Here is a 24,944-nt window from a genome sequence, read left to right as displayed (position 1 = left end):
TCGCGCTCACCATGAAACAAGTTTCATAAATCCGCGGCTTCACGGTGATCGCGAAGAGCGGGGTAGTTCTGCAGCTTCCCCTTCGCGCTCACCGGGACGGTGATTTCGTGCTACCCGCGGCTGCTAGTGAGCGCGAAGGGTGGTGGGAAGAAGACCCTTACCCTTGCCGCTCACCAGTGCGGTGCCGTGGCCTAGTTCAGCGAGCTGCGGTGAGCGCGAAGGGGGAGGGCAGGGTCCGGGAAGCGGAGCAGGGGGAGCTCGCGCAATTCCGCGTGTGTGTCGTAGTCGCGTTCGGCGCCGGTGCCAGGGACCTCGACAAAATTCACACCGCGGATGAGGCGGCGGACGGAGACGTTCCTAGCCGTAGGAAGGGATTCGAGCTGAGTGTGGAGCGCGGGGGCGTGCCAGAGGGAACACAGCGGCTGGAGGTAGCCGTCGGCGGCGCGGGTGAGTACGGCATCGGCCGTGGAGGAGGCGAGGGTCGAGCGCAGACGGGGAAGCAGTAGCGGCGAATCGGGGGCATCCACGGCGAAGAGGGCAAGTTCGGTGCAGTGGGATAACGCTTGTGCGCCGGCCGCGATGCCAGCGACGGGACCACCGTAGAGCGGGGACTCGCACACCTGGGGTAGGCCGAGATAATGCGGTGAGACGGCCACGGCCGGGGTGCCGTAGGGGAGCTGGGCGAGCAGGCGGTCTATAAAACGTGTTCCGTGGGCGGAAAGAGAGGCTTTATCTGTGCCACCCATGCGTCGGCCGTGGCCACCGGCGAGGATTATCGCGCCGAGCATTAGGCCTCCGGCAGGGTGCGGGACCAGTCTCCGGAGCGGCCGCCGGATTTCGCCACGATGCCGCAACGGCGGATATAGGCGGAGCGGTCCACGCCCTTGACCATGTCGATGATGGCGAGCGCGGAAACATTCACGGCCGTAAGCGCTTCCATCTCCACGCCAGTGCGGTCGGCGGTGCGGACGGTGGCGGAGATGAATACGTGGTCGTCGTCAAGCGTGAGCTCCACAGCGCAGCCGTGCACGCCGATGGTATGCGCTAGTGGAAGCAGCTCGGGGACCTTCTTGGCAGCGGAAATGCCGGCGATGCGGGCTACAGCTAGGACATCGCCCTTGGGCACCGTGCCGTCGCGCAAAGCGGTCATGACCTCGGGAGAGCAAGCGACTTCGCCCTCGGCCGTGGCGGAGCGCACGGTCGGTTGCTTCTCGGTGACATCGACCATGTAGGCGGCGCCGTCAGAGTCAAGGTGGGTAAATTTCATGGCTGCTCCTTAATACAGATAAACGGTGATGTCCTCGCCCACGGCGGGCGGTTCGGAGTAGATGAGACAAAAGCCATTGGTACCGGCGAGCGATACAACGCGATGGCTGCCGTGGGGCAGGTGCGAAGTAATGGCGGGCTCCGGCTGAAAGTCTACGGTCACGGGGACAATGGTCGGCCGGCCGCGGGAGGCAGGAAGAGGCGAGTCTACACGGGCGCGCAGGTTGACCCGCTCCCGTGGCGCAGGGTGCCCGGAAAGTGCGGCGATGAGGGGACGAGCATAAAGCTGGAAATCCACGAAGGCAGCCACGGGGTTGCCAGGCAAGCATAGTACCGGGGTGCCTTTCCAATTGGAGTAGCCCTGTGGGGCGCCCGGGCGCTGGTCGACGTGCCCGAACCACGCGGAATCCGTGCGCCCCAGCACAGTGTGGACCACATCGAAGGCGCCGGCTGACACGCCACCGGAGGTGATGATGAGGTCGTGGGAGGAGGCAAGCTCATCCAGTGCAGAGGCCAAGTCTGCGGGGGAATCGCCAACATGGAGGCGCGTGTGTGCGCCCGCGAGCGCGGCGAGCATGGGGCCGTTGGAATCCGGCAGCTGGCCGGGAGCGAGTTCTGTTGGGGAAGAGACGAGTTCTTCGCCAGAAGAAATGATCGCTATGCGCGGGCGGCGGTGGACCGAGACGGAATAAACGCCAGCGGAGGTGAGAGCGGCGATTACGGCGGCGTCGACAAGCGTGCCTGCTGTGGCCACTGGCGCGCCGGACTGGATATCCTCCCCGGCGGCGCGGATATGTGACTTGGTGGGAGCATCGGTGATGGTCACCTCGTCTGGAAGCGCTACGGGGCCGGCCGGGGTGGTGGTATTTTCCACGGGCACGACAAGCATTCCTGCGGTATCAGCTACCGGTGCGCCGGTCATGATGCGCACCGCGTGTCCCGCGGGGACCTCGGTAGGGGCGGCACCGGCTGGTACATCGCCGGCGACGGGGAGGGTCCATGGGCCGGGGGAGGGAAGATCCGCGGCGTGGACGAGGAAGCCATCCATCGCCGCGTTGGCGTGGGGCGGCACGGGAAAGCGCGCGGTGGCATCGGCGGCGAGGACGCGGCCGATGAGGGAGGCATCGACGGCGGCTGACTCGGCCGGCAGGGGGGATGCCAGGGTGAGGACGGCATCGAGGTGCGCGGAGATGCTGCGGGGCGTGGACATAAAAATAAGGTTAGCCGCCGATGGCAGACATCGGACGGTCCGGTTGCAGAAAGCCTTCGTCATCGATGCCATGGCCAGGCTTTTTGCTCCACATTTCCTCAGCCCAGGACTCCATGATCTCCTCATCGCTGGCCCCAGAGCGCAATAGTTCCCGCAGCGGGGTTTCGGAATTGCCAAAGAGGCAGTTGCGCACGGCGCCGTCGGTAGTCAGCCGCGTACGATCGCAGTCGCCGCAGAAGGGGTGGGTGACCGAGGCAATGATGCCCAGTGTGCCGCGCGTTCCATCCGGAGCAGTGGCCTCCCACAGGGCGGCGGGGGCAGATCCCCGCGGTTCGTGGGCGGGCTCCATGGAGAAGTGGGTGCGCAGGCGGCCAAGGATATCTTCGGCCGTTACCATGTCCTCGCGGCGCCATTGCTCGCGGGGCCCAAGCGGCATCTGTTCGATGAAGCGCAGCTGAGCACCGTGGCGGACGGCATAGTCCGCTAGCGGGACGATGTCTTCTTCGTTGACCCCGGGCATGACCACGGCGTTGATTTTGATGGGGTGGAGGCCTGCGGCATCCGCAGCGGCGATGGCCTGGAGCACGTGATCAAGGCGGTCGCGGCGGGTGAGCGCGGCGTAGCGCTCGCGGTCGATGGTATCGAGCGAGATATTGATGCGATCGAGTCCGGCTGCGGCGAGGGCGCCGGCGCGCTTTTCTAGGCCAAGCCCGTTGGTGGTTAGCGCGGTGGACGGGGATCTCCCCTGGTCGGTGCGCAGCTCTTTAGTGGCGGCAATAATCTTTTCCAGCGACTTACGCAGCAAGGGTTCGCCGCCGGTAAAACGCACTTGGCGGATGCCCAGCTTGCCGACGCCAATTCGAATCAGTCGGATGGTTTCCTCATCGCTCAAGGTCTTCTCTGTGGGCATCCACTCTAAGCCTTCGGCCGGCATGCAATAGGTGCAGCGCAAGTTGCAGCGATCCGTGAGGGAGACGCGCAGGTCGCGGGCTTGGCGGCCATAGCGATCCAGCAGTGCGCGCGTGCCATCAGCAGCCGGGGCGGGCAGATCCGCTGGCGACTGCGCCCGGACCACGGTGGGCAGGGGCAGGGAAACTACGGGTCGCTGCGTGGAAGAGGTCATCGGTGCCAGTCTAAGAGAGGGGATGAGGTACACCAAGCTGCAACGGCTTAGAGAAGGATATTATTCCTAGTTTTCCCGGCTTAAATCGGTGGCTTCGGTGGCAGCGAGGCGCTGCGATTCGCCTGGACCCTTGAGCCGGATGATGTTGTACTCGCCTTCTGCCAGGTGGGTGCGCAAATCCTTCTTATCGAATTTGCCCACGGAAGTTTTATCGATGGACTTTACAAAGGTCCAGTACTCCGGCAGCATCCAACTCGGCAGCTCCTTGCGCATGCTGGCGCGCAGGCGCTCTGCGGTTTCGATGGTGGGAGAAGCACCTTCTGCCAAGACGGTAACGGCCAGTGGGCGCTCGACCCATTGCTTATCGGGATAGCCGATAACGGCGGCTTCGACGACGAGTGGGTCAGACATGATGAGGTTTTCGAGCTGGACGGAATAGATCCACTCGCCGCCGGAGCGGATGACGTCTCGGGCGCGGTCCTCTACGGTAAGGAAGCCGTCCTTGGTGACCGAGCCGACATCGCCAGTGCGCAGCCAGCCATCCGCGGTGAACTTGCCCTCTGCAGCCTCGACCTGCTTGCCGCGAAATTCGGAGGCGATTTCGCCCGGCTCAGCGGTAGGCGAGTGGTAGTAAGAACCGGTGACCAGGTTGCCGCGTACCTGCAGCTCGCCCGCGTTGCGGTCGGTTCGGGCCACAACTTGGCCGTCATTGACCACGCGGTATTCCAGCGAGGCGGGGATGCGACCTTGAGAAATGCGGTAGGCCCACCGGGTATCGCCCGAAGCGCCCTGAGGAGGGCGGGCGACGCTGCCGACGGTGGAGGTTTCTACCATGCCCCACACGTGAACAACGTCGACACCGTAGCGTTCCTCCCACATCTTGATAAGAGTTGGGGGAACAGGGGAGCCGCCGGCATAGATCTCCGTGAGGGTCATGCGCTCCGGCGGGTGGTGCATGTAGTGCACAAAGAGTTGGATCCAGATGGTGGGAACGCCGTGGGCCACGCGCGGAGAAGTAGCGGCAATGGCCTTGGCAAGGGTGGGGGCGGATACGTCGGCGTCGGGAAGCACGAGCGGGGTGCCCGTCATGAAGCAGGTAAAGGGAACGCCCCAGCTCAGCACGTGACAGATGGGGATGCAGCACAGGAAAGTCTCGCCGTGGGTGATGCACAGCGAGTCCGAGGAGCGCAGCTGCATGGCCTCCAGATACAGCGAACGGTGCGAATACAGTACGCCCTTGGGGGCACCCGTGGTGCCTGTGGAATAGCACAGTGCCGCGGCCGTGCGCTCATCTAGTTCCGGCCAGTCATAGACGGTGGAGCGGCCATCAATTAAAGCTTCATAGGAATACACTTCAATCCCACGGGGGAAGAGATGGGCAAACTGCTGCGCAGGCTGTGCGCCGGTAATGATGACGCTTTTCACGGAGTCGGTACCCACAAGCACCTTGCCTAGTTGCTGCGCCAGCCGGGGATCGCACACGATGGCAGATATTTCCGCGTGATTAATAATATGGCGAATCTGGTCATTCATCAGCTGCTTATTCAGCGGCGCAAAAATCGCGCCCTTGCAAGCAGTGCCAAACATGACCTCGAGGTGTTCGGCGCAGTTCCACATAAAACTGCCCACCCGCTCATCGCCGGTAATACCCAAATCATCATGAATAGCGTGGGCGAAGGCGGCTGCGCGAGCGGCGATATCGCGGAAGGTAACTTCTTCGGCCGGATCAAATTCAGAGCCGGTGCCCTCACCGTGCCAGGTTGTCACCGTGGTGCTGCCGTGCACCGAGGCGCCGTATTCCAAAATGCGGGTCAGGGAGAGGGGGATATCCATCATCGTGGAAAGCATGCCTCTACTGTAGCGGTGTCATGGTGCGGGCGTTGCGGTCTATGCGTTATACTTGTTCGCGACTGGTAGGAAACCGGAATTTTTAGCTCCCCTTTCCTATGGATTCGGGCCCAGAGAAGTTTTGCCCGCAGTCGTTTCTTGATTTCTTCCGGTTCGTGCACCCGCTGTGCGAATTCTCCTTGAGAACATGGAAGAGGCCTCATACTTATTGCCCGGCAGGACGCGCATGCGCCTTGGCACGAGGGCGAGAAGTCCTAGAAAAATACACATTGGCTTCCAGTGCAACGCCGTGAGCCTAGGCTACGGCGGCTCCCGCATCATCGGACCTGGTCAAGCAACGAAAGGATATCCGTGAGCGAAACGGACAACACCGCAGCACAGGATCTTGCATCCCTGAAGCTGCCGGAATTGCGCAAAATGGCCGCAGAGCGCGGCCTACGTGGTGTCTCTGCCCTGCGCAAGGGGGATCTCATCACCGCCATCAAGACTGGTCAAGTTCCGCCAAAGGCCAAGGCCAAGGTGGAAAAGGCCGCTCGGGTAGAAAAGGCGGAAAAGGCAGAGAAATCTGATAAACCAGAAAAGCCACGCGCGCAGGCGCAGGACGATGCGCCGCAGAAGGCGGAAAAGCAGGAAGAATCCGGCGAGAAGCAGGATAACCGCCAGCAGAACTCTGGCGACGAGCAGCGCTATGAGTCGCGTTCTCAGGCACGCCGCGCTCGCCGCAACCGCGCCCGCCGGCAAGAACGCCAGGAGCGGCAGGAACGTCAAGAGCGCGAGGAACGCAGCCACAACGAGGAGCAGGGCGGCAATAAAGACAACCGCGAGAATAACTCCCAGGATGGCTCCGATAATCAGGGCGATAAGAATGACCGCGGCGATAATAAGCAGCGCGGCAATCGCCACGATGACAACAATAATCACGAGCGCGGCAACCGTCGTGGGCGCCGCAATCGCCGCAACCGCCGTGGCCGCGGAAACAATAATGACAATAACGGCGGCAACGATTTGCAGGTCCGCGAGGGCGATGAGCTGCAGGCCGTCGGTGGCATTTTGGACGTGGTAGACAATAACGTCGCCTTCCTGCGCACCACCGGTTACCGCGCCGCGGCTTCCGACGTCTTTGTCAACAACGGCATTGTCCGCCGCCTGGGCCTGCGCTCCGGCGACGCCATTACCGGCCAGGTTAAGGTCTCCGGCCCGACGCATACGCATGGCAACGGTCGTAACCGCCGCAAGTACAACCAGCTGGTTCAGGTCGATACCGTCAATGGCATCGATCCGGAAAACGCAAAGCAGCGTCCGCACTTTAATAAGCTGACCCCGCTGTATCCGAATAAGCGCCTGCGTTTGGAAACGGACCCGAAGATCCTCACCACCCGCGTGATTGACCTCATCATGCCCATTGGTAAGGGCCAGCGCGCGCTTATCGTCTCCCCGCCAAAGGCCGGTAAGACGACGATTTTGCAGAATATCGCCAATGCGATTTCTACCAATAACCCGGAGTGCTACCTCATGGTTGTCCTCGTAGATGAGCGCCCTGAGGAAGTTACGGATATGCAGCGTTCCGTCAACGGTGAGGTTATTGCTTCCACCTTTGATCGCCCGCCATCAGAGCACACCTCCGTAGCCGAGCTGGCTATCGAGCGTGCCAAGCGCCTTGTGGAGCAGGGCAAGGACGTCGTTGTTTTGCTCGACTCCATTACCCGCCTAGGCCGCGCCTACAATAATTCCTCCCCGGCATCCGGCCGCATCCTCTCTGGCGGTGTGGACTCCAACGCGCTCTACCCGCCAAAGCGCTTCCTCGGCGCCGCCCGCAATATCGAAGAGGGCGGCTCGCTGACAATCATCGCCACCGCCATGGTGGAGACCGGTTCTACCGGCGATACCGTCATCTTCGAGGAATTCAAGGGCACCGGCAATGCCGAGCTGAAATTGGACCGTGGCATTTCCGAGCGCCGTGTATTCCCGGCCGTGGACGTTAACCCGTCCGGCACCCGTAAGGATGAATTGCTGCTCGTACCAGAGGAGGCGCGCATCATGACCAAGCTGCGTCGCATCCTTTCTGCCCTGGATTCCCACCAGGCCATTGACCTGCTCATTAAGCAGCTAAAGAAGACCCGCTCCAATGGCGAGTTCTTGATGCAGGTGGCCTCCTCGGCCCCGATGGCTGCGGATAAGGATGAAGAAGATTATGTCTAATCAGGTTTCCCTCGTTGATGACATTGTGTCCGAATACCAGGGCATTGAGATGCAGATGGGCGATCCGGAGGTGGCCGGCGACCAGAAGCAATTCCGCAAGCTCTCCAAGCGCTATGCGGAACTGCGCCCCATCATCATGGTTAATGATGAATTAACCCAGGCCCGCGAGGATCTCGCGGACGCCAAGGAGATGGCCTACGAGGACCATGACTTCCAAGAAGAAGCGGACCGCCTCGAAAAGTCCGTGGAGAGCTTGGAAGAAAAGCTCGCTGATCTGCTCGCGCCGCGCGATGAGCAGGACTCCGAGGACATCATTATGGAAATCAAGGCCGGCGCGGGAGGCGAGGAGGCGGCCCTCTTCGCCGGTGACTTGGCCCGGATGTACGAGCGCTACGCGGATAAGACCGGCTTTAACTGGGAGGTCCTGGGCCTCAACGAGTCGGATCTGGGAGGTGTGAAGGATATGACCATTTCCTTCCGCTCCAAGTCTCCTTCGCGCGATGGTGCCTGGTCCGTCTTCAAGTTCGAGGGCGGTGTGCACCGCGTGCAACGTGTCCCGGTCACCGAGTCCCAGGGCCGTATTCAGACTTCTGCCGCCGGCGTGCTGGTCTACCCAGAGCCAGAAGAGGTGGAGTCCGTCAATATTGATGACAAGGATATTCGCGTTGACGTTTACCGTTCTTCGGGTAAGGGCGGCCAGGGCGTGAATACCACCGACTCCGCGGTGCGCATTACCCACCTGCCAACTGGGCTTATCGTTACCTGTCAGAAGGAACGTTCCCAGATTCAGAACAAGGCGCGTGCACTGCAGGTCTTGCAGGCCCGCTTGGACCAGATGGAGCGTGAAGCTCGCGAGGCTGAGGCCGGCGAGCAGCGCGCCTCCCAGGTGCGCACCATGGACCGTTCGGAGCGCATCCGCACCTATAACTGGCCGGAGAACCGCATCACGGATCACCGCATTGGCTACAAGGCTAATAACCTGGACTCTGTTTTGAACGGCGATATGCATGACCTTATTAAGGCCCTGCAGGACCAGGAGCGTGCCGAGCGCCTCGAGGCTGAGGGCTAAACGGGCGTGGATAACACGTATGGACAGGCGCTGCGCCGTGGGGTGCAGCGCCTTCGTGCTGCCGGGGTACCAAGCCCCGAGTGGGATGCGCGCATCATTGCCACGCACCTTATTCATTGCGGCCACATGGATATCCCGCTGGACCAAGCTCCTATGCCCGGTTTCGATATGGCCTATGATGCGCTGCTACGTCGCCGCGAGTCCCGCGAGCCCCTACAGTACGTGCTAGGCAGCGCCTGGTTCGGTCCGCTGGAGCTCAAGGTGGGCCCTGGCGTATTTATCCCGCGGCCGGAAACCGAGGTGTTGGCGGACTGGGCGGTGCGCAATGCGGACGGCCCGCGGCTGGTGGACTTGTGCACTGGCACAGGGGCGTTGGCACTATATCTGCACCACTACTTACCTGAGGCGCAGGTGCGGGCAGTTGAGCTTGCCGACGCCGCCTTGGCCTACACCACTGCCAATACCCGCGGCAGCGGGGTAGAGGTCATTCAGGCCGATGCTACGGATGCCACTACCTTGGCGGAGTGGAACGGGACCGTGGACCTTATCGTGACCAACCCGCCGTATGTACCGGAGACGCCGAACCTCGATCCGGAGGTCTACCATGATCCACACGACGCGGTCTTTGCCGGTGAGGATGGGATGGGCGTCATCACCGGCCTCATCCCGACGTTCGCCCGCCTTTTGCGCCCGGACGGCAAGGTGGCCATCGAGCACGATGACTCCACGAGCGAAGCCGTACAAGCCGCAATGGCCCGCCACGGCGGCTTTGAAAGAATTTCGGCGCTGCAGGACATGACGGGAACGCCCCGCTTTGTCACTGCGGTGCGCGCGGTAGACTAAGACACCACTTAGGGCAAGAAGGGGAAAGACTATGCAAGGAAAGATTTTTAACTGTGCCGATGAGGCCGAGCGCGAAGAGGGCCTGAACATTGCGGTCAAGGCTGCACAATCCGGTCGCCTCGTGGTCATGCCCACCGATACGCTGTATGGCCTTGGCTGCGATGCCTTTGATAATGATGCCGTAGCCAATCTCTTGGCTACCAAGCAGCGCGGTCCGGATATGCCGGTACCGGTTTTGGTTGGTTCCTGGGATACCGTTCGCGGTCTCGTGGCTTCCTATACCGATACTGCGCGTGATTTGGTCGAGGCCTTTTGGCCGGGTGGCCTGTCTATCGTTGTTCCTCAGGCGCCATCCTTGCCGTGGAACCTCGGTGATACCCGCGGCACGGTAATGCTGCGCATGCCGCTGCACCCCATTGCAATTGAGCTTTTGCGCGAGGTTGGTCCGATGGCTGTGTCTTCCGCCAATATTTCTGGCCACCAGCCACCAACCACCGCGCTTATGGCTAAACAACAGCTGGGTAAAGCCGTAACGGTTTACTTGGATGGGGGAGAGACGGCCGTCGGTAAGCCTTCCACCATCATCGATCTCTCCGGTGAGCGCCCGTATCTACTCCGTGAAGGCGCGCTCTCGGCCGAGGAAATCGGCAAGGTCATCGGCCTCGATGCCCAAACCCTGCGCACCCGCCCCCAGGCTTAAGGAGGTATTCGCGTGAGCGGCAGTGGTGTCCCGCTGCGCGAGTTGGCCCTTGTCATCCTCGTCGCAGCAGCATTTACGTATCTGACCACCGGTGTGGTGCGCTCCTTTTTAGTGCGCACCGGCCGGGTGGCGGAAATTCGCCTGCGCGACGCCCACACTCAGCCCACTCCCCGCATGGGTGGTGTGGCCATGTTTACTGGCTTCGCGGCGGCAATATTCCTCGCAGCCCAGCTTCCAGCCTTGACTCGCGGCTTTATGCCCGTCACTCCGGAAATGAATGCGGTGCTATGGGCGGCCTTGGCGCTGGTGCTCGTTGGCGTGGTCGATGACCTAGTAGAACTCAGCGCCGTCGTGAAGCTTTTTGGCCAGCTTTTCGCTGCCACGCTCATGAGTGGGTTGGGCCTTACCTGGACACTACTTTTCATTCCGTTTGGCGGCGGCACCACCGTTGTGCTGGACCAATTGCAAAGCACCCTGCTCACCGCATTCTTTACCGTCTTGCTTATCAATGCCATCAACTTTGTAGACGGGCTTGATGGCCTGGCAGCAGGCCTTGGAATGATTGCAGGAGGGGCAATTTTAGTTTTTTCCTTGACCGTCCTCCATGACCAGGGCGGCGCTGTATCGGCCTATCCGCCAGCCATTATTAGTGCCGCACTGGTGGGAATGTGCGCCGGCTTCTTACCCCATAACTTCGAACCATCCCGCATTTTTATGGGCGACTCCGGCTCCATGCTTATCGGCCTTTTGCTCGCTGCGGCCTCAACTTCTGCGTCCGGCAAGATCAACATGTCTCTGTATGGCACGGTGGATATTGTCGCGTTGATGTCACCCATTATCGTGGTCGCCGCAGCGGTATTTATTCCAGTCCTCGACCTTGTCTGGGCTGTTATTCGCCGCCTATCGCACGGCCGTTCACCGTTTTCTGCGGACAAGGCGCACATTCATCACCGCCTCCTCAAGCTTGGGCATACTCATAGGCGTACCGTGCTAGTGCTCTACTTGTGGGTTTCCGCAGTGGCATTTGGTGCGGTGTCCTTTTCCATCGTTCCCGCGCCGGAGGCCATTGGCGTGACTATTGTGGCCCTGCTTCTCGCGTTTGCAGCTACTCTCGTGCCCTTGCGGCAAGGAAAGATTGGCCCTGCTGCTCGAGAGACCGTCGTGGTGGCGGAAACCGAGCCCTCGTGAGGTAGGCTCGGTCTCCGTGAATGATCCTAAAGTAAACTCTGATTTTGATGATCCGCGTCTGCCCCTCAAACGCGCCGTGCAGTTAGGTGTCAAAGCGTTGCTTGTCATTATGTTGGTATCACTTGCCATTTGGGGGGGATTGAAAGGCCTTCCCGGAATTTGGGGCGTCTTAATTGGTGCAGCTCTAGGCGGAGGATTCGTATTGTGCACGGCTCTTTCAGTCCTATTTACAGCCAAGTCAACCCCCTCGACAACAATTGCAGTGGTGCTCGGTGGGTGGCTGCTTAAGCTAGTTTTGCTCTTGGGGGTTTTGGCAGTAATTAGGGAAATGGATTTCTATGACACGTGGGCCTTGTTTCTTAGCGTAGTTGCAGCTCTTGTTGTAACCCTCGGAACTGAAGTCTGGGGGATAGTTACTTCTAAAGTGACGTACGTGGCTTAATCGGCGTCCAAAGAATGCTGCCAAAAGCTTGGGGCAGCTCAGCATCATGGGGGATATCGAGCAGCTCTATTTCATCTGTTACTTGCGGTTATGAGAGATTTATACCCCCGACGAGGGGCGGGTGAGATGTGGTGTGATGAATTCCACGCTTATGAGTTTGGCCAGCAAATCGCAGGTTTATAGCTTAATTACTTACTTTGGAATTGAAGAGTAGCTTCTATGGGGCCCCCACGTGCAAAAACTCAGGATCCAGCTGATACGATTCACTTCGGGTTACCGTGGAAGTAGGCACGTGCTCTCTTCCGGTATTGGTAAATCCCTGTCTTGTTCATGCTGATGTGCGACGGAGTCCGTGAACAGGACAGAAAGTTTGAGACGTCCATCGCACCACAAAAGCTTTTACAAGCTGTGTGGCCCGAACACGGGAGAGAACGCTGAGCGTTACAACATTGGCTATGAAAGGGCACTTCCACACGCCCGATCTAGGTGAAGAATTCTTCCCGGGGCAAATTGATGCCGACCATCTTTTTTTCGGTGACTTCGCCGGCGGATGGTTCGCGCTTGATCGCCTGATGCTGATTCGAATCTTGATGACGCTAATTGTGGTGATCCTTTTCTGGGCCGCCTTTAAGAACCCTAAGTTGGTTCCTTCTGGCATTCAGAATGTGGGCGAGAATGCGGTCGACTTTGTCCGTATTCATATCGCTGAGGACATTTTGGGTAAGAAGGAGGGAAAGCGATTTCTGCCAATTATCGCTAGCATCTTCTTCGCGGTTCTATTCATGAACGTTGCGACCGTTATTCCGGGGCTTAATGTCTCGCCGAACGGACGTATTGGTATGCCAATTGTCTTGGCCGCGGTTTCGTACATTGTGATGATTTACGCGGGTGCCAAGAGGTATGGCCTTGGTAAGTTCATTCGCTCCTCGGTAGTGATTCCGAACTTGCCACCGCTATTGCATCTTTTGGTGGTACCGATTGAGTTTTTCTCTACGTTCATCTTGCGGCCGGTTACCCTTGCTATTCGTCTCATGGCGAACTTCCTTGCTGGACACATCATTCTGGTTCTTCTCTTCTCTGCTACGAACTTCTTCTTCTGGCAGCTGAATGGTTGGACCGCACTGTCTGGATTAACCATTATTCTGGGCTTGGCTATGAGCCTGTTCGAGATTCTGGTTATCTTCCTACAGGCGTACATCTTCGCTCTTTTGACGGCGGTGTACATTGAGCTGTCCTTGCACGCTGATTCGCACTAAGGACGAGGTCGACGAGCGCGACCGAGTAAACCACCTAATTTAAACCATCGACATTCAGTCTTGAGACAGACTGAAATTCTACGAAAGGGAACGACTTTCACCATGAACGAAATCATTCTGGCAGCGGATGCCGCTTCGAAGTTTGAAGGACTGGGCACCATTGGTTATGGCCTGGCGGCTATCGGTCCAGGCATCGGTATCGGTATCGTTGCCGGCAAGACCGTTGAAGCTATGGCCCGTCAGCCAGAAATGGCTGGCCAGCTGCGTACCACCATGTTCCTGGGTATCGCCTTTACTGAGGCCTTGGCACTTATCGGCCTCGTTGCCGGCTTCCTGTTCTAAGAGCTCGAGTTTTCACACCGAATCTTTTAAGACGGGAGACCAATGAATAACGTCGTTTACTTGCTTGCAGCAGAGGGCGGAGATAACCCAGGTTCGGGTAGTTTCTCTGTTCTTCTGCCCAAGAACTATGACATTTTCTGGTCTTTGCTGTGCTTCATCGTAATTCTGTTGCTGTTCTGGAAGTTTGTAATTCCTATGTACAGCAAGATGTTGGCAGAGCGTGAAGACCGGATCGAGGGCGGCTTGAAGCGTGCCAAGGCTCAGCAGGCCGAGGCCAAGGCTGCTCTGGAAAAGTACAATGCTCAGCTGGCTGATGCCCGTGCAGAGGCAGCCGAGATTCGCGAGCAGGCGCGCGAGCGCGGCAAGCAGATCGAGGCCGAGGCCAAGACCAACGCGGAAGAAGAGTCCCGCCGCATCGTCGCCAACGGCGAGAAGCAGCTGGAGGCTTCCCGTTCGCAGGTTGTTACTGAGCTGCGTACCGAAATGGGCCAGAACTCCATCAACCTGGCGGAGAAGATTCTGGGCGGCGAGCTTTCCGACGCCTCTAAGAAGTCCTCCACCATTGATGGCTTCTTGTCCGAGCTCGACTCTGTGGCACCGGCCGGAAAGTAGGCAACTATGAAGGCAGCTAGCCGCGAAGCACTCGCAACCTCGCAATCTCGCTTGGATGAAATCCTTGCTGGCGAGAATAACGTCGCCACCGCCGCACAGGCGGGCTTGGACATCTTTGAGGTTGTCGATGTCTTGGATGATGACCGCGAACTGCGCGTTGCATTCACCGATATCGCCGCCCCGAGCGAGGCACGTAAGTCCCTAGCGGAGAACCTTTTTGGCTCCAAGATTTCTGGTGGTGCGCTGCGCATCATTCAGGAAGCTGCGGCCGTACAGTGGTCCACTCCGAAGGACTTTGTCAAGGGATTGGTTTCCTTGGGCCGCCGCGCACTGCTGCGTGGCGCTGAGGCGCAGGACCAGCTGGGCCAGGTAGAAGACGAACTCTTCCGCCTTTCCCAGATCCTTGACCGCGAGGGCGAGCTCACCCAGCTGCTTTCCGACCGAACTGCTGATTCCGCCCGCAAGCGCGGATTGCTGGCAAACGTGCTCTATGGCAAGGTCACGATGTTTACTGAGGCACTGGTGCTTCAGGCCATCTCCCGCCCAGAGCAGAACCCGATCGATGATGTGGCCGCTTTGGCTGATTCTGCAGCAGACCTGCAGGACCGCACCATTGCGCGTGTTACCGCAGCGGGTGAACTAAACGAAGGCCAGCAAGCAGTACTCGCTGAGAAGCTGGGCAAAATTTATGGTCGTGCGATGTCCATTCACTCTGAGGTTGACACCAGCCTCCTCGGTGGCATGCGCATCCGCGTCGGCGATGAAGTCATTGACGGTTCTACGGCAGGCAAGATTGCTCGCCTGCGTGCCCAGATGGCGTAGCCGAAACGACAGAAACGATTTAAGTAAGTGCTGGAAGATACTACCGAGAGCAGGAAGAACATGGCGGAGCTGACGATCTCCTCCGACGAGATCCGTAGTGCGATTGCGAACTACACCTCGAGCTACTCCGCGGAGGCCTCCCGTGAGGAGGTCGGCGTGGTCATTTCGGCAGCTGACGGTATTGCGCAGGTTTCTGGCCTGCCGTCCGTTATGGCGAATGAGCTGCTCGAGTTCCCAGGCGGCGTGATTGGCGTCGCACAGAACCTTGACACTAACTCCATCGGTGTCGTGGTCCTGGGCAACTTCGAGTCCCTCAAGGAGGGCGACGAGGTTAAGAGGACCGGCGAGGTTCTCTCCATCCCAGTGGGCGAGGAATTCCTCGGCCGCGTAATTAACCCTTTGGGTCAGCCGATTGACGGCATGGGCCCAATCAACGCTGAAGAGGAGCGCGTCCTCGAGCTGCAGGCACCGTCCGTGCTGCAGCGCCAGCCGGTTGAAGAGCCAATGCAGACCGGCATCAAGGCTATCGACGCAATGACCCCGATCGGCCGTGGCCAGCGTCAGCTGGTCATCGGTGACCGTAAGACCGGTAAGACCGCGGTGTGCATCGATACCATTTTGAACCAGAAGGCTAACTGGGAGTCCGGCGACAAGGATAAGCAGGTACGCTGCATCTACGTCGCAATTGGCCAGAAGGGCTCGACCATCGCTGGTGTGCGCCGCACCCTTGAGGAGCACGGCGCACTCGATTACACCACCATCGTGGCCGCACCGGCTTCCGATTCCGCCGGCTTCAAGTGGTTGGCACCGTTCTCCGGTGCAGCGCTGGGCCAGCACTGGATGTACCAGGGCAACCACGTCCTGGTTATCTACGATGATCTGACCAAGCAGGCTGAGGCCTACCGTGCCATTTCCTTGCTGCTGCGCCGTCCCCCGGGACGCGAGGCATACCCGGGCGATGTGTTCTACCTGCACTCCCGCCTGCTGGAGCGTGCTGCCAAGCTTTCCGACGACATGGGTGCTGGCTCCATGACCGCACTGCCGATCATCGAGACCAAGGCAAACGACGTCGGCGCCTTCATTCCGACCAACGTCATTTCTATTACTGACGGCCAGGTCTTCCTGGAGTCCGACCTGTTCAACCAGGGTGTTCGTCCGGCTATTAACGTCGGTGTTTCCGTCTCCCGTGTCGGTGGCGCTGCACAGACCAAGGGCATGAAGAAGGTTGCCGGTAACCTGCGTCTGGACCTAGCCTCCTACCGTGATCTGCAGGCCTTCGCGGCATTCGCATCTGACCTGGATGCTGCCTCCAAGGCTCAGCTGGAGCGCGGTTCCCGTCTGGTTGAGCTGCTGAAGCAGTCCGAGTCCTCCCCGCAGCCGGTGGAGTACCAGATGGTATCCATCTACCTCGCCGAGGCTGGCATCTTCGACGTCGTTCCCGTTGAAGACGTCCGCCGCTTCGAGGACGAGGTACACGAATACCTCAACGCCAACACCCCAGAGGTCTTTGAGCAGATTTCCGGCGGCAAGCCGCTAACCGATGAGTCCAAGGACGCATTGGTTGCGGCAGCTAAGGATTTCCAGCCGACCTTCCGCACCTCCGAAGGCCATAACTTGGGCTCTGAGGCACCGGTAGAGCCTTTGGATGAAAGCGACGTAAAGAACACCGAGCTCAACGTCTCCCGCAAGACGGCTAAGTAGAGTTCAGAACTCATAACTAACCGTCTAGATTAAAGAAGGGAGGAGAAACGATGGCTAATCTTCGCGAACTACGTGACCGCATCCGGTCCGTTAATTCGACTAAGAAGATCACCAAGGCCCAGGAGCTTATTGCTACCTCGCGCATTACCAAGGCGCAGGCCAGGGTAGAAGCATCTCAGCCTTATGCGACTGAGATGACCAGCATCATGAATAAGCTGGCTTCCGCCTCTACGTTGGAGCATGACATGCTGCGTGAGCGCGAAGACGGAAACGTCGCAGCCATTCTCGTGGTCACTTCTGACCGCGGTATGTGTGGCGGCTACAACAACAACGTCTTCAAGAAGGCCGCACAGCTGCAAGCTCTCCTGGAAAGCAAGGGCTACGAGGTAGTTCGGTACGTTACCGGCAACAAGGGCATCGGCCACTACAAGTTCCGCGAGGACGAGGTAGTTGGCAGCTGGGGCGGTTTCTCTCAGGACCCAACCTGGGAGGCCACCCACGATGTGCGCCGTCACCTGATTGATGGCTTTATTGCTGGTTCCAACGGCACTACCAAGGGCCGCGACGGCCTGCATGCGCAGGGTGAAGGCGTAGGTGTACGTGGCTTTGACCAGGTACACGTTGTCTACACCGAGTTTGAGTCCATGTTGACCCAGACTGCGCGCGCACAGCAGCTGTTGCCAGTTGAGCCGGTTATTCAGGATGAGGAGTACCACCTCGGTGACTCCGCTCTGTCCGACGCCGAATCTGCGGAGGATGTTGCCGCCGGATTCGAATTCGAGCCGGACGCAGATACGCTGATGGAAGCTCTGCTTCCGCAGTACGTCTCGCGTATCCTGTTTGCTATGTTCTTGGAGGCTTCTGCCTCCGAGTCCGCTGCACGCCGTACAGCTATGAAGTCTGCTACTGACAACGCAACCGAGATGGTCGAAGACCTCTCCCGCGTGGCTAACCAGGCCCGTCAGGCACAGATTACCCAGGAAATTTCAGAGATCGTCGGTGGCGCTGGCGCGCTATCTGACAGCGCAGAAAGTGACTAGATTATGACTACAGCTCTGCAAGAGCAGAATGCACAGTCTTCGGCAGTCGCCGGTCGTGTCGTGCGCGTCATCGGTCCGGTTGTGGACGTGGAGTTCCCACGTGAGGCACTGCCGGCCCTGTACAACGCACTGCACGTCGACATCAAGCTCGAAGCTGTTGCAAAGACCGTCACCCTCGAGGTCGCTCAGCACCTCGGTGACAACCTTGTCCGTACCGTGTCTATGGCACCGACCGACGGCCTCGTCCGCGGTGCCGAGGTCATCGACTCCGGAAAGCCAATTTCCGTGCCGGTCGGCGACGTCGTCAAGGGCCACGTCTTCAACGCCCTCGGTGATTGCCTCGATGAGCCGGGTCTCGGCCGCGATGGCGAGCAGTGGGGAATCCACCGCGAGCCGCCAGCGTTCGACCAGCTCGAGGGTAAGACCGAGATTCTGGAGACCGGCATTAAGGTCATCGACCTGCTGACCCCGTACGTCAAGGGCGGCAAGATCGGCCTGTTCGGCGGTGCAGGTGTGGGTAAGACCGTTCTGATTCAGGAGATGATTACCCGTATCGCCCGCGAGTTCTCCGGTACCTCCGTCTTCGCCGGCGTCGGCGAGCGTACCCGTGAGGGCACCGACCTCTTCCTGGAAATGGAAGAAATGGGCGTGCTGCAAGATACCGCCCTTGTCTTCGGCCAGATGGATGAGCCGCCAGGAGTCCGTATGCGTGTGGCTCTGTCCGGCCTGACCATGGCGGAGTACTTCCGCGATGTGCAGAACCAGGACGTGCTGCTGTTCATTGACAACATCTTCCGTTTCACCCAGGCCGGCTCTGAGGTTTCGACCCTGCTGGGTCGTATGCCTTCCGCCGTGGGCTACCAGCCGACCTTGGCTGATGAGATGGGTGTTTTGCAGGAGCGCATTACCTCGACCAAGGGCCGTTCCATTACGTCCCTGCAGGCCGTTTACGTTCCTGCCGATGACTACACCGACCCGGCTCCGGCTACGACGTTCGCTCACTTGGACGCCACCACCGAGCTGGACCGTGCTATTGCCTCCAAGGGTATTTACCCGGCAGTGAACCCGCTGACTTCTACCTCTCGTATTCTCGAGCCAGGTATCGTCGGCGAGAAGCACTACGAGGTTGCACAGCGCGTCATCGGTATTCTGCAGAAGAACAAGGAACTCCAGGACATCATCGCCATCCTTGGTATGGACGAGCTGTCTGAGGAAGACAAGGTCACCGTTCAGCGTGCCCGTCGTATCGAGCGCTTCTTGGGCCAGAACTTCTTCGTTGCGCAGAAGTTCACCGGCCTGCCGGGCTCCTACGTACCGCTGTCCGAGACCATCGACGCCTTCGAGCGCATCTGCGATGGCGAGTTTGACCACTACCCAGAGCAGGCTTTCAACGGCTTGGGCGGCCTTGACGACGTCGAGGCTGCATACAAGAAGTTGAACGAGAAGTAGGGAGAGGCACATGGCTGACATCACCGCCGAATTGGTTTCCGTCGAGCGCCTGCTGTGGTCTGGACAGGCCTCCATGGTCACGGCTGAGACCACCGAGGGTGAGATCGGCGTGCTTCCCGGTCACGAGCCAATGATCGGTCAGTTGATCGATAATGGCGTGGTGACCATCCACCCAGTGGACGGCGAGCGCCGCGTCGCCGCCGTGCAGGGTGGTTTCCTCTCCGTTACCCAGGACAAGATCACCGTCCTCGCTGATTGGGCCATCTGGTCCGATGAGGTGGATGAGGAGAAGGCTCAGAAGGACTTTGCTTCTGAGCACGAGCTCGCCAAGTCCCGTGGCGAGGCCGCACAGCGTGCTGTCCGCCGCGCCAAGGCTTAGTACCTTGGATTGATAGGAGAGGGCAGCAATAGCCGCCCTTCCTGCTCTCTAAAGGCGCCCCGGTTTAAACCGGGGCGCCTTTTTGCGTTTTCTTTGCCTTTTCTTATTGGCGTATAGGTCCTGCCAAGCGCTACAATTCAAGAATCAGTTTCTCCACAAAGCGAGGATGGCGTGAAGGCCCATGAATTCAACGGTGGTTACAGTGCTTCTGTGGGCCCTTGGCGTGGCCCTATTGCTGGTTATTTTTCTGGCTGCGCTTCGCTTTTTTACCGTGCGTGCCCGCGGCACTGCCGTCTTGCTACGCCGAGTACCCGCTAGAAATTCCCTTTCTTGGCGCCATGGTTCGCTGCGTTATGAAGGCGAATTTGTGGAGTATTTCAAGCTCCGCTCCGTTTCTCCGCGCTGCGATCTGCGTATCAACCGCCTCGACATCGAAGTAGTAAGCACCCGCTCGCTCGATGATGCCGAGGCTTCTTTTATGTCTGCCGCCACCGAGGTTGTGCGCTTTCGGGTCAAGGGCCGGGAATATGAGTTGGCATCTGATGCCCACGGCATTATGGCCTTCGGGGCGTGGGTAGAGGCCGCACCATCCAAACGTCAGCAGCGCTTCGACTTCCGGCAACTTCGCCAGCGCGCTACCCGTCAATCCAAGCGATAAGGTTACCCGCTAGGGTAGAGGGCATGCGTTTAGTAATCGCCCGATGCTCCGTAGATTACGTGGGCCGTTTGGATGCCCACCTTCCCATGGCAGACCGTCTACTCATCGTCAAGGCTGACGGCTCTGTATCCGTGCATGCTGACGACCGCGCGTATAAGCCGCTTAATTGGATGACCCCTCCGTGCACGTTAAAAGAATCCGCCATTGAGGACCTAGACGGTGACGATACCGGCGAGGTTTTGTGGTTGGTGGAAAATCCTAAAGGCGAGCAGTTGCGCATTACAATTGCTGAGATCCATGAGGAAATCTCCTATGACATGGGTGAAGACCCAGGCCTAGTCAAAGACGGCGTGGAGGCTCACTTACAAGAGCTTTTGGCAGACCAGATCGATACCTTGGGTGATAGCTATACGCTGGTACGCCGCGAATACCCAACGGCGATAGGCCCGGTAGACATTATGGCGAAAGATGAAAACAACAATAATGTTGCCATCGAGGTGAAGCGCCGTGGTGGGATTGATGGCGTGGAGCAGCTGACGAGGTATCTGGAGTTGCTTAACCGTGATGAGCTTCTGGCCCCAGTATCTGGTGTATTCGCGGCCCAGGAAATCAAACCGCAGGCCCGCACGCTAGCAGAGGACCGAGGCATTCGGTGCGTCGTACTGGACTATCAGGAACTCCGCGGACTTGAGTCTAACGAATTGCGATTGTTCTAATGCCACGGCGGAATAGACGCAAACCGCTCGAGCTTCGATCCTTGCCTAAAGATGGGTCGACTTTTCTCGGCTCGCAGACGGTCGAGGGGCCTAGCTGGACGCACGGTGAACCCTATGTTATGCGGCATATCGGTTCTGCGCGTGCCCAAAAGTACTATGTGTGCCCAGGGTGTAATCAAAATATTCCTCCCGGGGTGGCTCATATCGTCGCGTGGCCGCGCGACGTGGGCCGCCAGGGAGACGATCGTCGGCACTGGCACCGCCACTGCTGGGAGCGTAGGTAGACTAGCGGGCATGATTGTTGCATTCTCTGTAGCCCCCGCAGTAGTCAATAATGACTCCCAAGAAATGGCTGACGCCGTCGCTGAGGCCGTGCGCGTAGTCCGCGAATCTGGCCTTCCTAACGAGACCAATGCCATGTTCACCCTGCTTGAAGGCGAGTGGGACGAGGTCTTTGGAACTATTAAGAAGGCCACTGACGCGGTGCGTGCGGTATCCCCGCGCACATCTTTGGTGGTCAAGGCTGATATTCGCGAGGGCGTAACCAATCAACTGACTGACAAGGTAGATGCGGTTAACCGCCGCCTTGCAAAGGAGGACTAGATGACTTCAGCAAATAACGCTTATGTAGGACGCGCGCTCGACCTCAGCCAAGTAAAGGCGCGGGCCGAGGCACGGCAGAAGGCGCAGGAATCTCCGCAGACCACTGCTGGCGGGATCCAGCCCTTCTTCACTGTGACGGAAGCTAACTTCGACCAGGACGTGGTGCGCCGTTCTACGGAAGTTCCGGTGATTGTACTCATTGGCACCGCCCGTTCCACGCAGTCGGAGCAGCTAAAGACCGATCTGCAAGGTTTGGCAGCGCAAGGAAACCGCAGCTTCCTAGTTGCCTACGTGGATGCAGATGCTACCCCACAGGTTGCGCAGGCCTTTGGCGTGAAGAACCTCCCCACTGTGGTGGCCCTGGGCGCTGGGCAGCCGCTGACGAATTTCGAGGGTGCACAACCACTAGATGCGCTAAAACAATGGGTAGATGCCCTGGTGCAGAATGTTGGCCCACAGTTGAAGGGCCTACAGAGCGATGCGGGAGAGCCCCAGACCCAAGAGGAAGAAGAGGATCCGCGTCTCCAAGAAGCAGAGGGCTTCTTAAATGCTGGCGACTTTGATGGTGCTCTTAAGGTCTATAACTCCATCTTGGAGGCTGAGCCCGAAAACGTGCAGATTAAGCAGGCCCGCGATACAACCGTACTGCTCAAGCGCCTTGATCCTGCCAACCAGACTGAGGATCCGATTGCGGCTGCGGAAGGGGACAAGGGGGACGTCGATAAGCAGATGCGTGCTGCCGACGCCGAAGTGGTTGCCGGCGCCCCAGAAAAGGCCTTTGATCGCCTCATCGAGACGATGAAGGCAACGGCCGGTGATGAGAAAGCTCGCGTGCGCGAGCGCTTGCTGGAGCTTTTCGGGCTCTTTGAGGGCAATGATCCGCGTGTGATGGAAGCTCGAACCAAGCTGGCGAGTGCCCTGTACTAGCTTGGGTAGGATGGGAAAGCATGACTTCAGTGCTTTTCCTGTGCAATACAAATCGCGGCAAGTCGCAGATGGCTGCGGCGCTTGCCGCCAAGCATGCGCCTGAGTGGGATATTTACTCGGCTGGGGTGCAAACTACCCCGGAGCATACCCAGCAGGGCATCAATCAAGAGGCCAAAGCTTCCCTCGCGAAGGTGGGGGCAGAAATGACTGGTACTCCTGCTCTAGTGGATCCCCACCTTGCTGCCGCTGTCGACCACGTCATCGTGGTAGGTGATGCGGAATATGACGGGCCAGCGCAGAGGTGGGCCATCGAGGATCCTTCGCTGCGTGGTCTGGAGGGTGAAGAGCGCATGGATGCGCTTCGCGATGATATCGAAGCGCGCGTGGTGGAGTTCCTACGCACGCAGCGATAGGCGTTTTATTGCTCCAGTACGTACCACTGCACCGAGTTGGCCGGTAGGTGAAGCGTGGCGGAATTATCCGCCACGTGAATATGCTGAGGAAGCGGGTTCCCAGCGCCCTCATAAACGGCATCATCGGTGTTAAGTACCATTTTCCAAGCACCATCACGTGGAACCCAGAGGCCGTAGTCGGGAATGGAAGAACCCGAAAGGTTGCACACGGCGAGCAAGGCAGAGCCGTCTGCGCCATAGCGGACGTAACCCAGCACGTTATTGTTCGAGTCATCGGCCTTGACCCATTGAAAGCCGTCTTGGCTGAAATCCTGGCTCCACAAAGCTGGAGTGTCGCGGTAGATGAGGTTGATATCGCGCACGAGGCGCTTAATGCCCCGGTGCCACTCATTGCCCCAACCATCGAGGTTGCCCCAATCCACGGAATGCTCCTCGGACCACTCGGTGGTTTGTCCAAATTCCTGGCCCATGAAGAGCAGATTCTTGCCAGGGTGGGAGAACATGTAGCCATACAAAGCGCGCAATCCGGCGGCCTTATTCCAGTCGTCGCCAGGCATGCGCTGCCACAGTGAACCCTTGCCGTGGACTACTTCGTCGTGGCTAAACGGCAACACGTAGCGCTCAGAATAGGCATACACCATGGAGAAGGTGAGCTCGCCATGATGATAGGAGCGGTGGATAGGCTCGTGCTTGAAGTACTCCAGGGTGTCATTCATCCATCCCATATTCCACTTCAGGGAAAAGCCCAGCCCGTTCTCGGAAGTAGGAGCGGTAACGCCCGGCCAGGAGGTGGATTCCTCGGCGATGGTGAGTACGCCAGGATGGGTGCGGTTGAGGGTGGCATTGGTTTCCTGCAGGAATTGGACTGCTTCTAAATTCTCGCGCCCGCCAAACTGATTGGGTAGCCATTCATCGCGGGAGTAGTCCAGGTAAAGCATGGAAGCGACGGCGTCTACGCGCAGGCCGTCAATGTGGAATTCTTCAGCCCAATACAGGGCGTTGGCTACGAGGAAATTGCGCACCTCATTGCGGCCAAAGTCAAAAACATAGGTACCCCAGTCGGCTTGCTCGCCGCGGCGGGGATCGGGGTGCTCATAAAGCGCTTGACCATCGAAGCGGCCTAAGGCCCAGTCATCTTTGGGGAAGTGGGCTGGCACCCAGTCCACGATGATCCCGATGCCGTTTTCATGCAGTGCATTGACTAATGCGCGGAACTCATCCGGCGAGCCCCACCGCGCTGAAGGCGAGTAATAGCCAGAGACTTGGTAGCCCCAAGAGCCGCCGAAGGGGTGCTCGGCCACGGGCAAGAGCTCGACGTGGGTAAAGCCATGCTCCTTGAGATAAGGGATGAGCTCCTCGCGAAGTCGGTTATAATTCGCCCCGACCTTCCACGAGCCAACGTGGACCTCATAGATGCTCATCGGGACATCTAGGTTGCCGGTGCGCTTGTCCATCCACGCGGAATCAGACCAGCCGAAGCTGGTGGAATCCACGATCGAGTCAGTTTCCGGCGGGCAGGCGGTGCGCTTGGCCAATGGGTCGGCCTTGTCTTTGCGGCCTTCCTGGCTAAAGATGGCGAACTTATAGTGCTCGCCAGCACCGATGCCTGGGACAAAGACCTCCCATACGCCGGTAGAACCGAGCGAACGCATCGGATACTGGGTAGGATTCCAGCCGCAGAAATCGCCCACGACGGCAACACCTTGGGCATTGGGGGCCCATACGGCAAAGGACACACCGCTTACGGGACCCATCTCTGTGTCATAAGAACGTAGGTTGGCGCCGAGGACATCCCAAAGGCGCTCGTGGCGGCCTTCGCCGATAAGGTGCAGATCTAGGGATCCGATGGTGGGCAGGAAGTGATATCCGTCTGCCACGGTGCGGGTAGGGGCGCCGGGGTAGGAGATTTCGAGGCGGTAATCGCAGTTCTCGCCTACTTCCGCTTCCCAGATATCGTCGCCCACCAAATTCATAGACAAGGATTGCGTGGGGGTATGAAGCTGTACCGCGGTGGCACCAGGCTGGCGGGTACGGACGGTACCTTCATGCCAGCCGTAGAATCCGTGTGGGTCATGGTGGCGGCAGTCATTGAGGCGAGCGAGGTCAGCGGCCGGGATGTTCATATAATCAGGGTACCT

Annotated in this window: 26 protein-coding genes; 20 read left to right on the top strand and 6 right to left on the bottom strand. The window is 59.0% G+C overall.

The genetic code is table 11. The features are described 5' to 3' along the window. Positions 1-191: 191 nt before the first annotated feature. The 5 genes from mobA to I6I12_RS07825 all read right to left on the bottom strand — a co-directional run bounded on the left by mobA (position 192) and on the right by I6I12_RS07825 (position 5,447). Positions 192-788: a molybdenum cofactor guanylyltransferase gene (mobA, locus tag I6I12_RS07845; RefSeq protein WP_023021765.1), complete on the bottom strand. Its 597-nt coding sequence runs from the start codon at positions 786-788 to the stop codon at positions 192-194. Then, the gene (gene moaC, locus I6I12_RS07840) at positions 788-1,267 is read right to left on the bottom strand and encodes a cyclic pyranopterin monophosphate synthase MoaC (protein ID WP_023021764.1); all 480 of its coding nucleotides are present in this window, start codon (positions 1,265-1,267) and stop codon (positions 788-790) included. Before moaC ends, mobA begins: the two co-directional genes overlap by 1 nt. Before the next feature lie 9 nt (positions 1,268-1,276). Then, positions 1,277-2,476, bottom strand: a complete 1,200-nt coding sequence (locus I6I12_RS07835) for a molybdopterin molybdotransferase MoeA (RefSeq protein ID WP_200287692.1) — start codon at positions 2,474-2,476, stop codon at positions 1,277-1,279. Between the two features lie 10 nt (positions 2,477-2,486). After that, complete coding sequence (moaA, locus tag I6I12_RS07830; RefSeq protein ID WP_200287691.1) at positions 2,487-3,599, bottom strand: GTP 3',8-cyclase MoaA; 1,113 nt, start codon at positions 3,597-3,599, stop codon at positions 2,487-2,489. A 66-nt stretch (positions 3,600-3,665) separates the two neighbouring features. Next, the gene (locus I6I12_RS07825) at positions 3,666-5,447 is read right to left on the bottom strand and encodes a long-chain fatty-acid--CoA ligase (RefSeq protein ID WP_023021761.1); all 1,782 of its coding nucleotides are present in this window, start codon (positions 5,445-5,447) and stop codon (positions 3,666-3,668) included. 351 nt (positions 5,448-5,798) lie between these two features. Here I6I12_RS07825 and rho point away from each other — a divergent pair, with 351 nt between their 5' ends. From rho to I6I12_RS07730, 20 genes are all read left to right on the top strand, one after another. Next, positions 5,799-7,646 carry a transcription termination factor Rho gene (gene rho, locus I6I12_RS07820; RefSeq protein WP_023021760.1) on the top strand — a complete coding sequence of 616 codons (1,848 nt, stop codon included), beginning with the start codon at positions 5,799-5,801 and terminating at the stop codon, positions 7,644-7,646. Continuing rightward, positions 7,639-8,715: a peptide chain release factor 1 gene (gene prfA, locus I6I12_RS07815; protein WP_023021759.1), complete on the top strand. Its 1,077-nt coding sequence runs from the start codon at positions 7,639-7,641 to the stop codon at positions 8,713-8,715. Before rho ends, prfA begins: the two co-directional genes overlap by 8 nt. Before the next feature lie 6 nt (positions 8,716-8,721). Next, a complete protein-coding gene (gene prmC, locus I6I12_RS07810) occupies positions 8,722-9,558 on the top strand; it encodes a peptide chain release factor N(5)-glutamine methyltransferase (protein WP_023021758.1) in 837 nt (278 codons plus the stop codon). A 31-nt stretch (positions 9,559-9,589) separates the two neighbouring features. Continuing rightward, positions 9,590-10,258 carry an L-threonylcarbamoyladenylate synthase gene (locus tag I6I12_RS07805; protein WP_023027842.1) on the top strand — a complete coding sequence of 223 codons (669 nt, stop codon included), beginning with the start codon at positions 9,590-9,592 and terminating at the stop codon, positions 10,256-10,258. Between the two features lie 12 nt (positions 10,259-10,270). Beyond that, entirely contained in the window at positions 10,271-11,446 is a 1,176-nt protein-coding gene (locus I6I12_RS07800) for a glycosyltransferase family 4 protein (RefSeq protein WP_023021756.1), read from the top strand. Between the two features lie 16 nt (positions 11,447-11,462). Then, entirely contained in the window at positions 11,463-11,888 is a 426-nt protein-coding gene (locus tag I6I12_RS07795; protein WP_023021755.1) for a Cg1360 family ATP-synthase-associated protein, read from the top strand. 455 nt (positions 11,889-12,343) lie between these two features. Next, positions 12,344-13,144 carry a F0F1 ATP synthase subunit A gene (gene atpB / locus I6I12_RS07790; protein WP_023021754.1) on the top strand — a complete coding sequence of 267 codons (801 nt, stop codon included), beginning with the start codon at positions 12,344-12,346 and terminating at the stop codon, positions 13,142-13,144. A gap of 102 nt (positions 13,145-13,246) precedes the next feature. Beyond that, on the top strand, positions 13,247-13,486 hold the full coding sequence (locus tag I6I12_RS07785) for an ATP synthase F0 subunit C (RefSeq protein ID WP_023021753.1): 240 nt from the start codon (positions 13,247-13,249) through the stop codon (positions 13,484-13,486). Between the two features lie 42 nt (positions 13,487-13,528). Next, a complete protein-coding gene (locus I6I12_RS07780; protein ID WP_200287689.1) occupies positions 13,529-14,098 on the top strand; it encodes a F0F1 ATP synthase subunit B in 570 nt (189 codons plus the stop codon). Positions 14,099-14,104: 6 nt separating this feature from the next. Next, the gene (locus tag I6I12_RS07775) at positions 14,105-14,920 is read left to right on the top strand and encodes a F0F1 ATP synthase subunit delta (RefSeq protein ID WP_200287687.1); all 816 of its coding nucleotides are present in this window, start codon (positions 14,105-14,107) and stop codon (positions 14,918-14,920) included. 60 nt (positions 14,921-14,980) lie between these two features. Further along, a complete protein-coding gene (gene atpA, locus I6I12_RS07770; RefSeq protein WP_023021750.1) occupies positions 14,981-16,621 on the top strand; it encodes a F0F1 ATP synthase subunit alpha in 1,641 nt (546 codons plus the stop codon). A 50-nt stretch (positions 16,622-16,671) separates the two neighbouring features. Continuing rightward, complete coding sequence (locus I6I12_RS07765; protein ID WP_023021749.1) at positions 16,672-17,661, top strand: F0F1 ATP synthase subunit gamma; 990 nt, start codon at positions 16,672-16,674, stop codon at positions 17,659-17,661. 3 nt (positions 17,662-17,664) lie between these two features. After that, positions 17,665-19,110: a F0F1 ATP synthase subunit beta gene (gene atpD / locus I6I12_RS07760; RefSeq protein WP_049361377.1), complete on the top strand. Its 1,446-nt coding sequence runs from the start codon at positions 17,665-17,667 to the stop codon at positions 19,108-19,110. Positions 19,111-19,120: 10 nt separating this feature from the next. Next, a complete protein-coding gene (locus I6I12_RS07755) occupies positions 19,121-19,489 on the top strand; it encodes a F0F1 ATP synthase subunit epsilon (protein ID WP_086588747.1) in 369 nt (122 codons plus the stop codon). Between the two features lie 181 nt (positions 19,490-19,670). After that, complete coding sequence (locus I6I12_RS07750) at positions 19,671-20,147, top strand: DUF2550 domain-containing protein (protein ID WP_023021746.1); 477 nt, start codon at positions 19,671-19,673, stop codon at positions 20,145-20,147. A 23-nt stretch (positions 20,148-20,170) separates the two neighbouring features. Continuing rightward, the gene (gene nucS, locus I6I12_RS07745) at positions 20,171-20,863 is read left to right on the top strand and encodes an endonuclease NucS (RefSeq protein WP_049361374.1); all 693 of its coding nucleotides are present in this window, start codon (positions 20,171-20,173) and stop codon (positions 20,861-20,863) included. Further along, positions 20,863-21,147: an Rv1322 family protein gene (locus I6I12_RS12005; protein ID WP_080971253.1), complete on the top strand. Its 285-nt coding sequence runs from the start codon at positions 20,863-20,865 to the stop codon at positions 21,145-21,147. The genes nucS and I6I12_RS12005 overlap by 1 nt, the downstream gene beginning before the upstream one ends. Positions 21,148-21,157: 10 nt before the next feature. Continuing rightward, positions 21,158-21,466, top strand: coding sequence for a thiamine-binding protein (locus tag I6I12_RS07740; RefSeq protein ID WP_034656448.1), 309 nt, complete (start codon positions 21,158-21,160; stop codon positions 21,464-21,466). Then, on the top strand, positions 21,467-22,393 hold the full coding sequence (locus I6I12_RS07735) for a tetratricopeptide repeat protein (protein ID WP_200287686.1): 927 nt from the start codon (positions 21,467-21,469) through the stop codon (positions 22,391-22,393). Between the two features lie 20 nt (positions 22,394-22,413). Continuing rightward, positions 22,414-22,806 (top strand): arsenate reductase/protein-tyrosine-phosphatase family protein, encoded by a 393-nt coding sequence (locus I6I12_RS07730; RefSeq protein ID WP_200287685.1) that lies wholly within the window; start codon positions 22,414-22,416, stop codon positions 22,804-22,806. Positions 22,807-22,811: 5 nt separating this feature from the next. On the opposite strand, the gene glgB is transcribed toward I6I12_RS07730, so the two are convergent. After that, on the bottom strand, positions 22,812-24,929 hold the full coding sequence (gene glgB / locus I6I12_RS07725) for a 1,4-alpha-glucan branching protein GlgB (RefSeq protein ID WP_200287684.1): 2,118 nt from the start codon (positions 24,927-24,929) through the stop codon (positions 22,812-22,814). Positions 24,930-24,944: the final 15 nt, after the last annotated feature.

It is taken from the genome of Corynebacterium kefirresidentii (assembly GCF_016599755.1).
Lineage (GTDB): Bacteria > Actinomycetota > Actinomycetes > Mycobacteriales > Mycobacteriaceae > Corynebacterium > Corynebacterium kefirresidentii.
The sequence above is the reverse complement of the archived record's forward strand: the minus strand, read 5'-3'. Positions and strand labels throughout refer to the sequence as shown.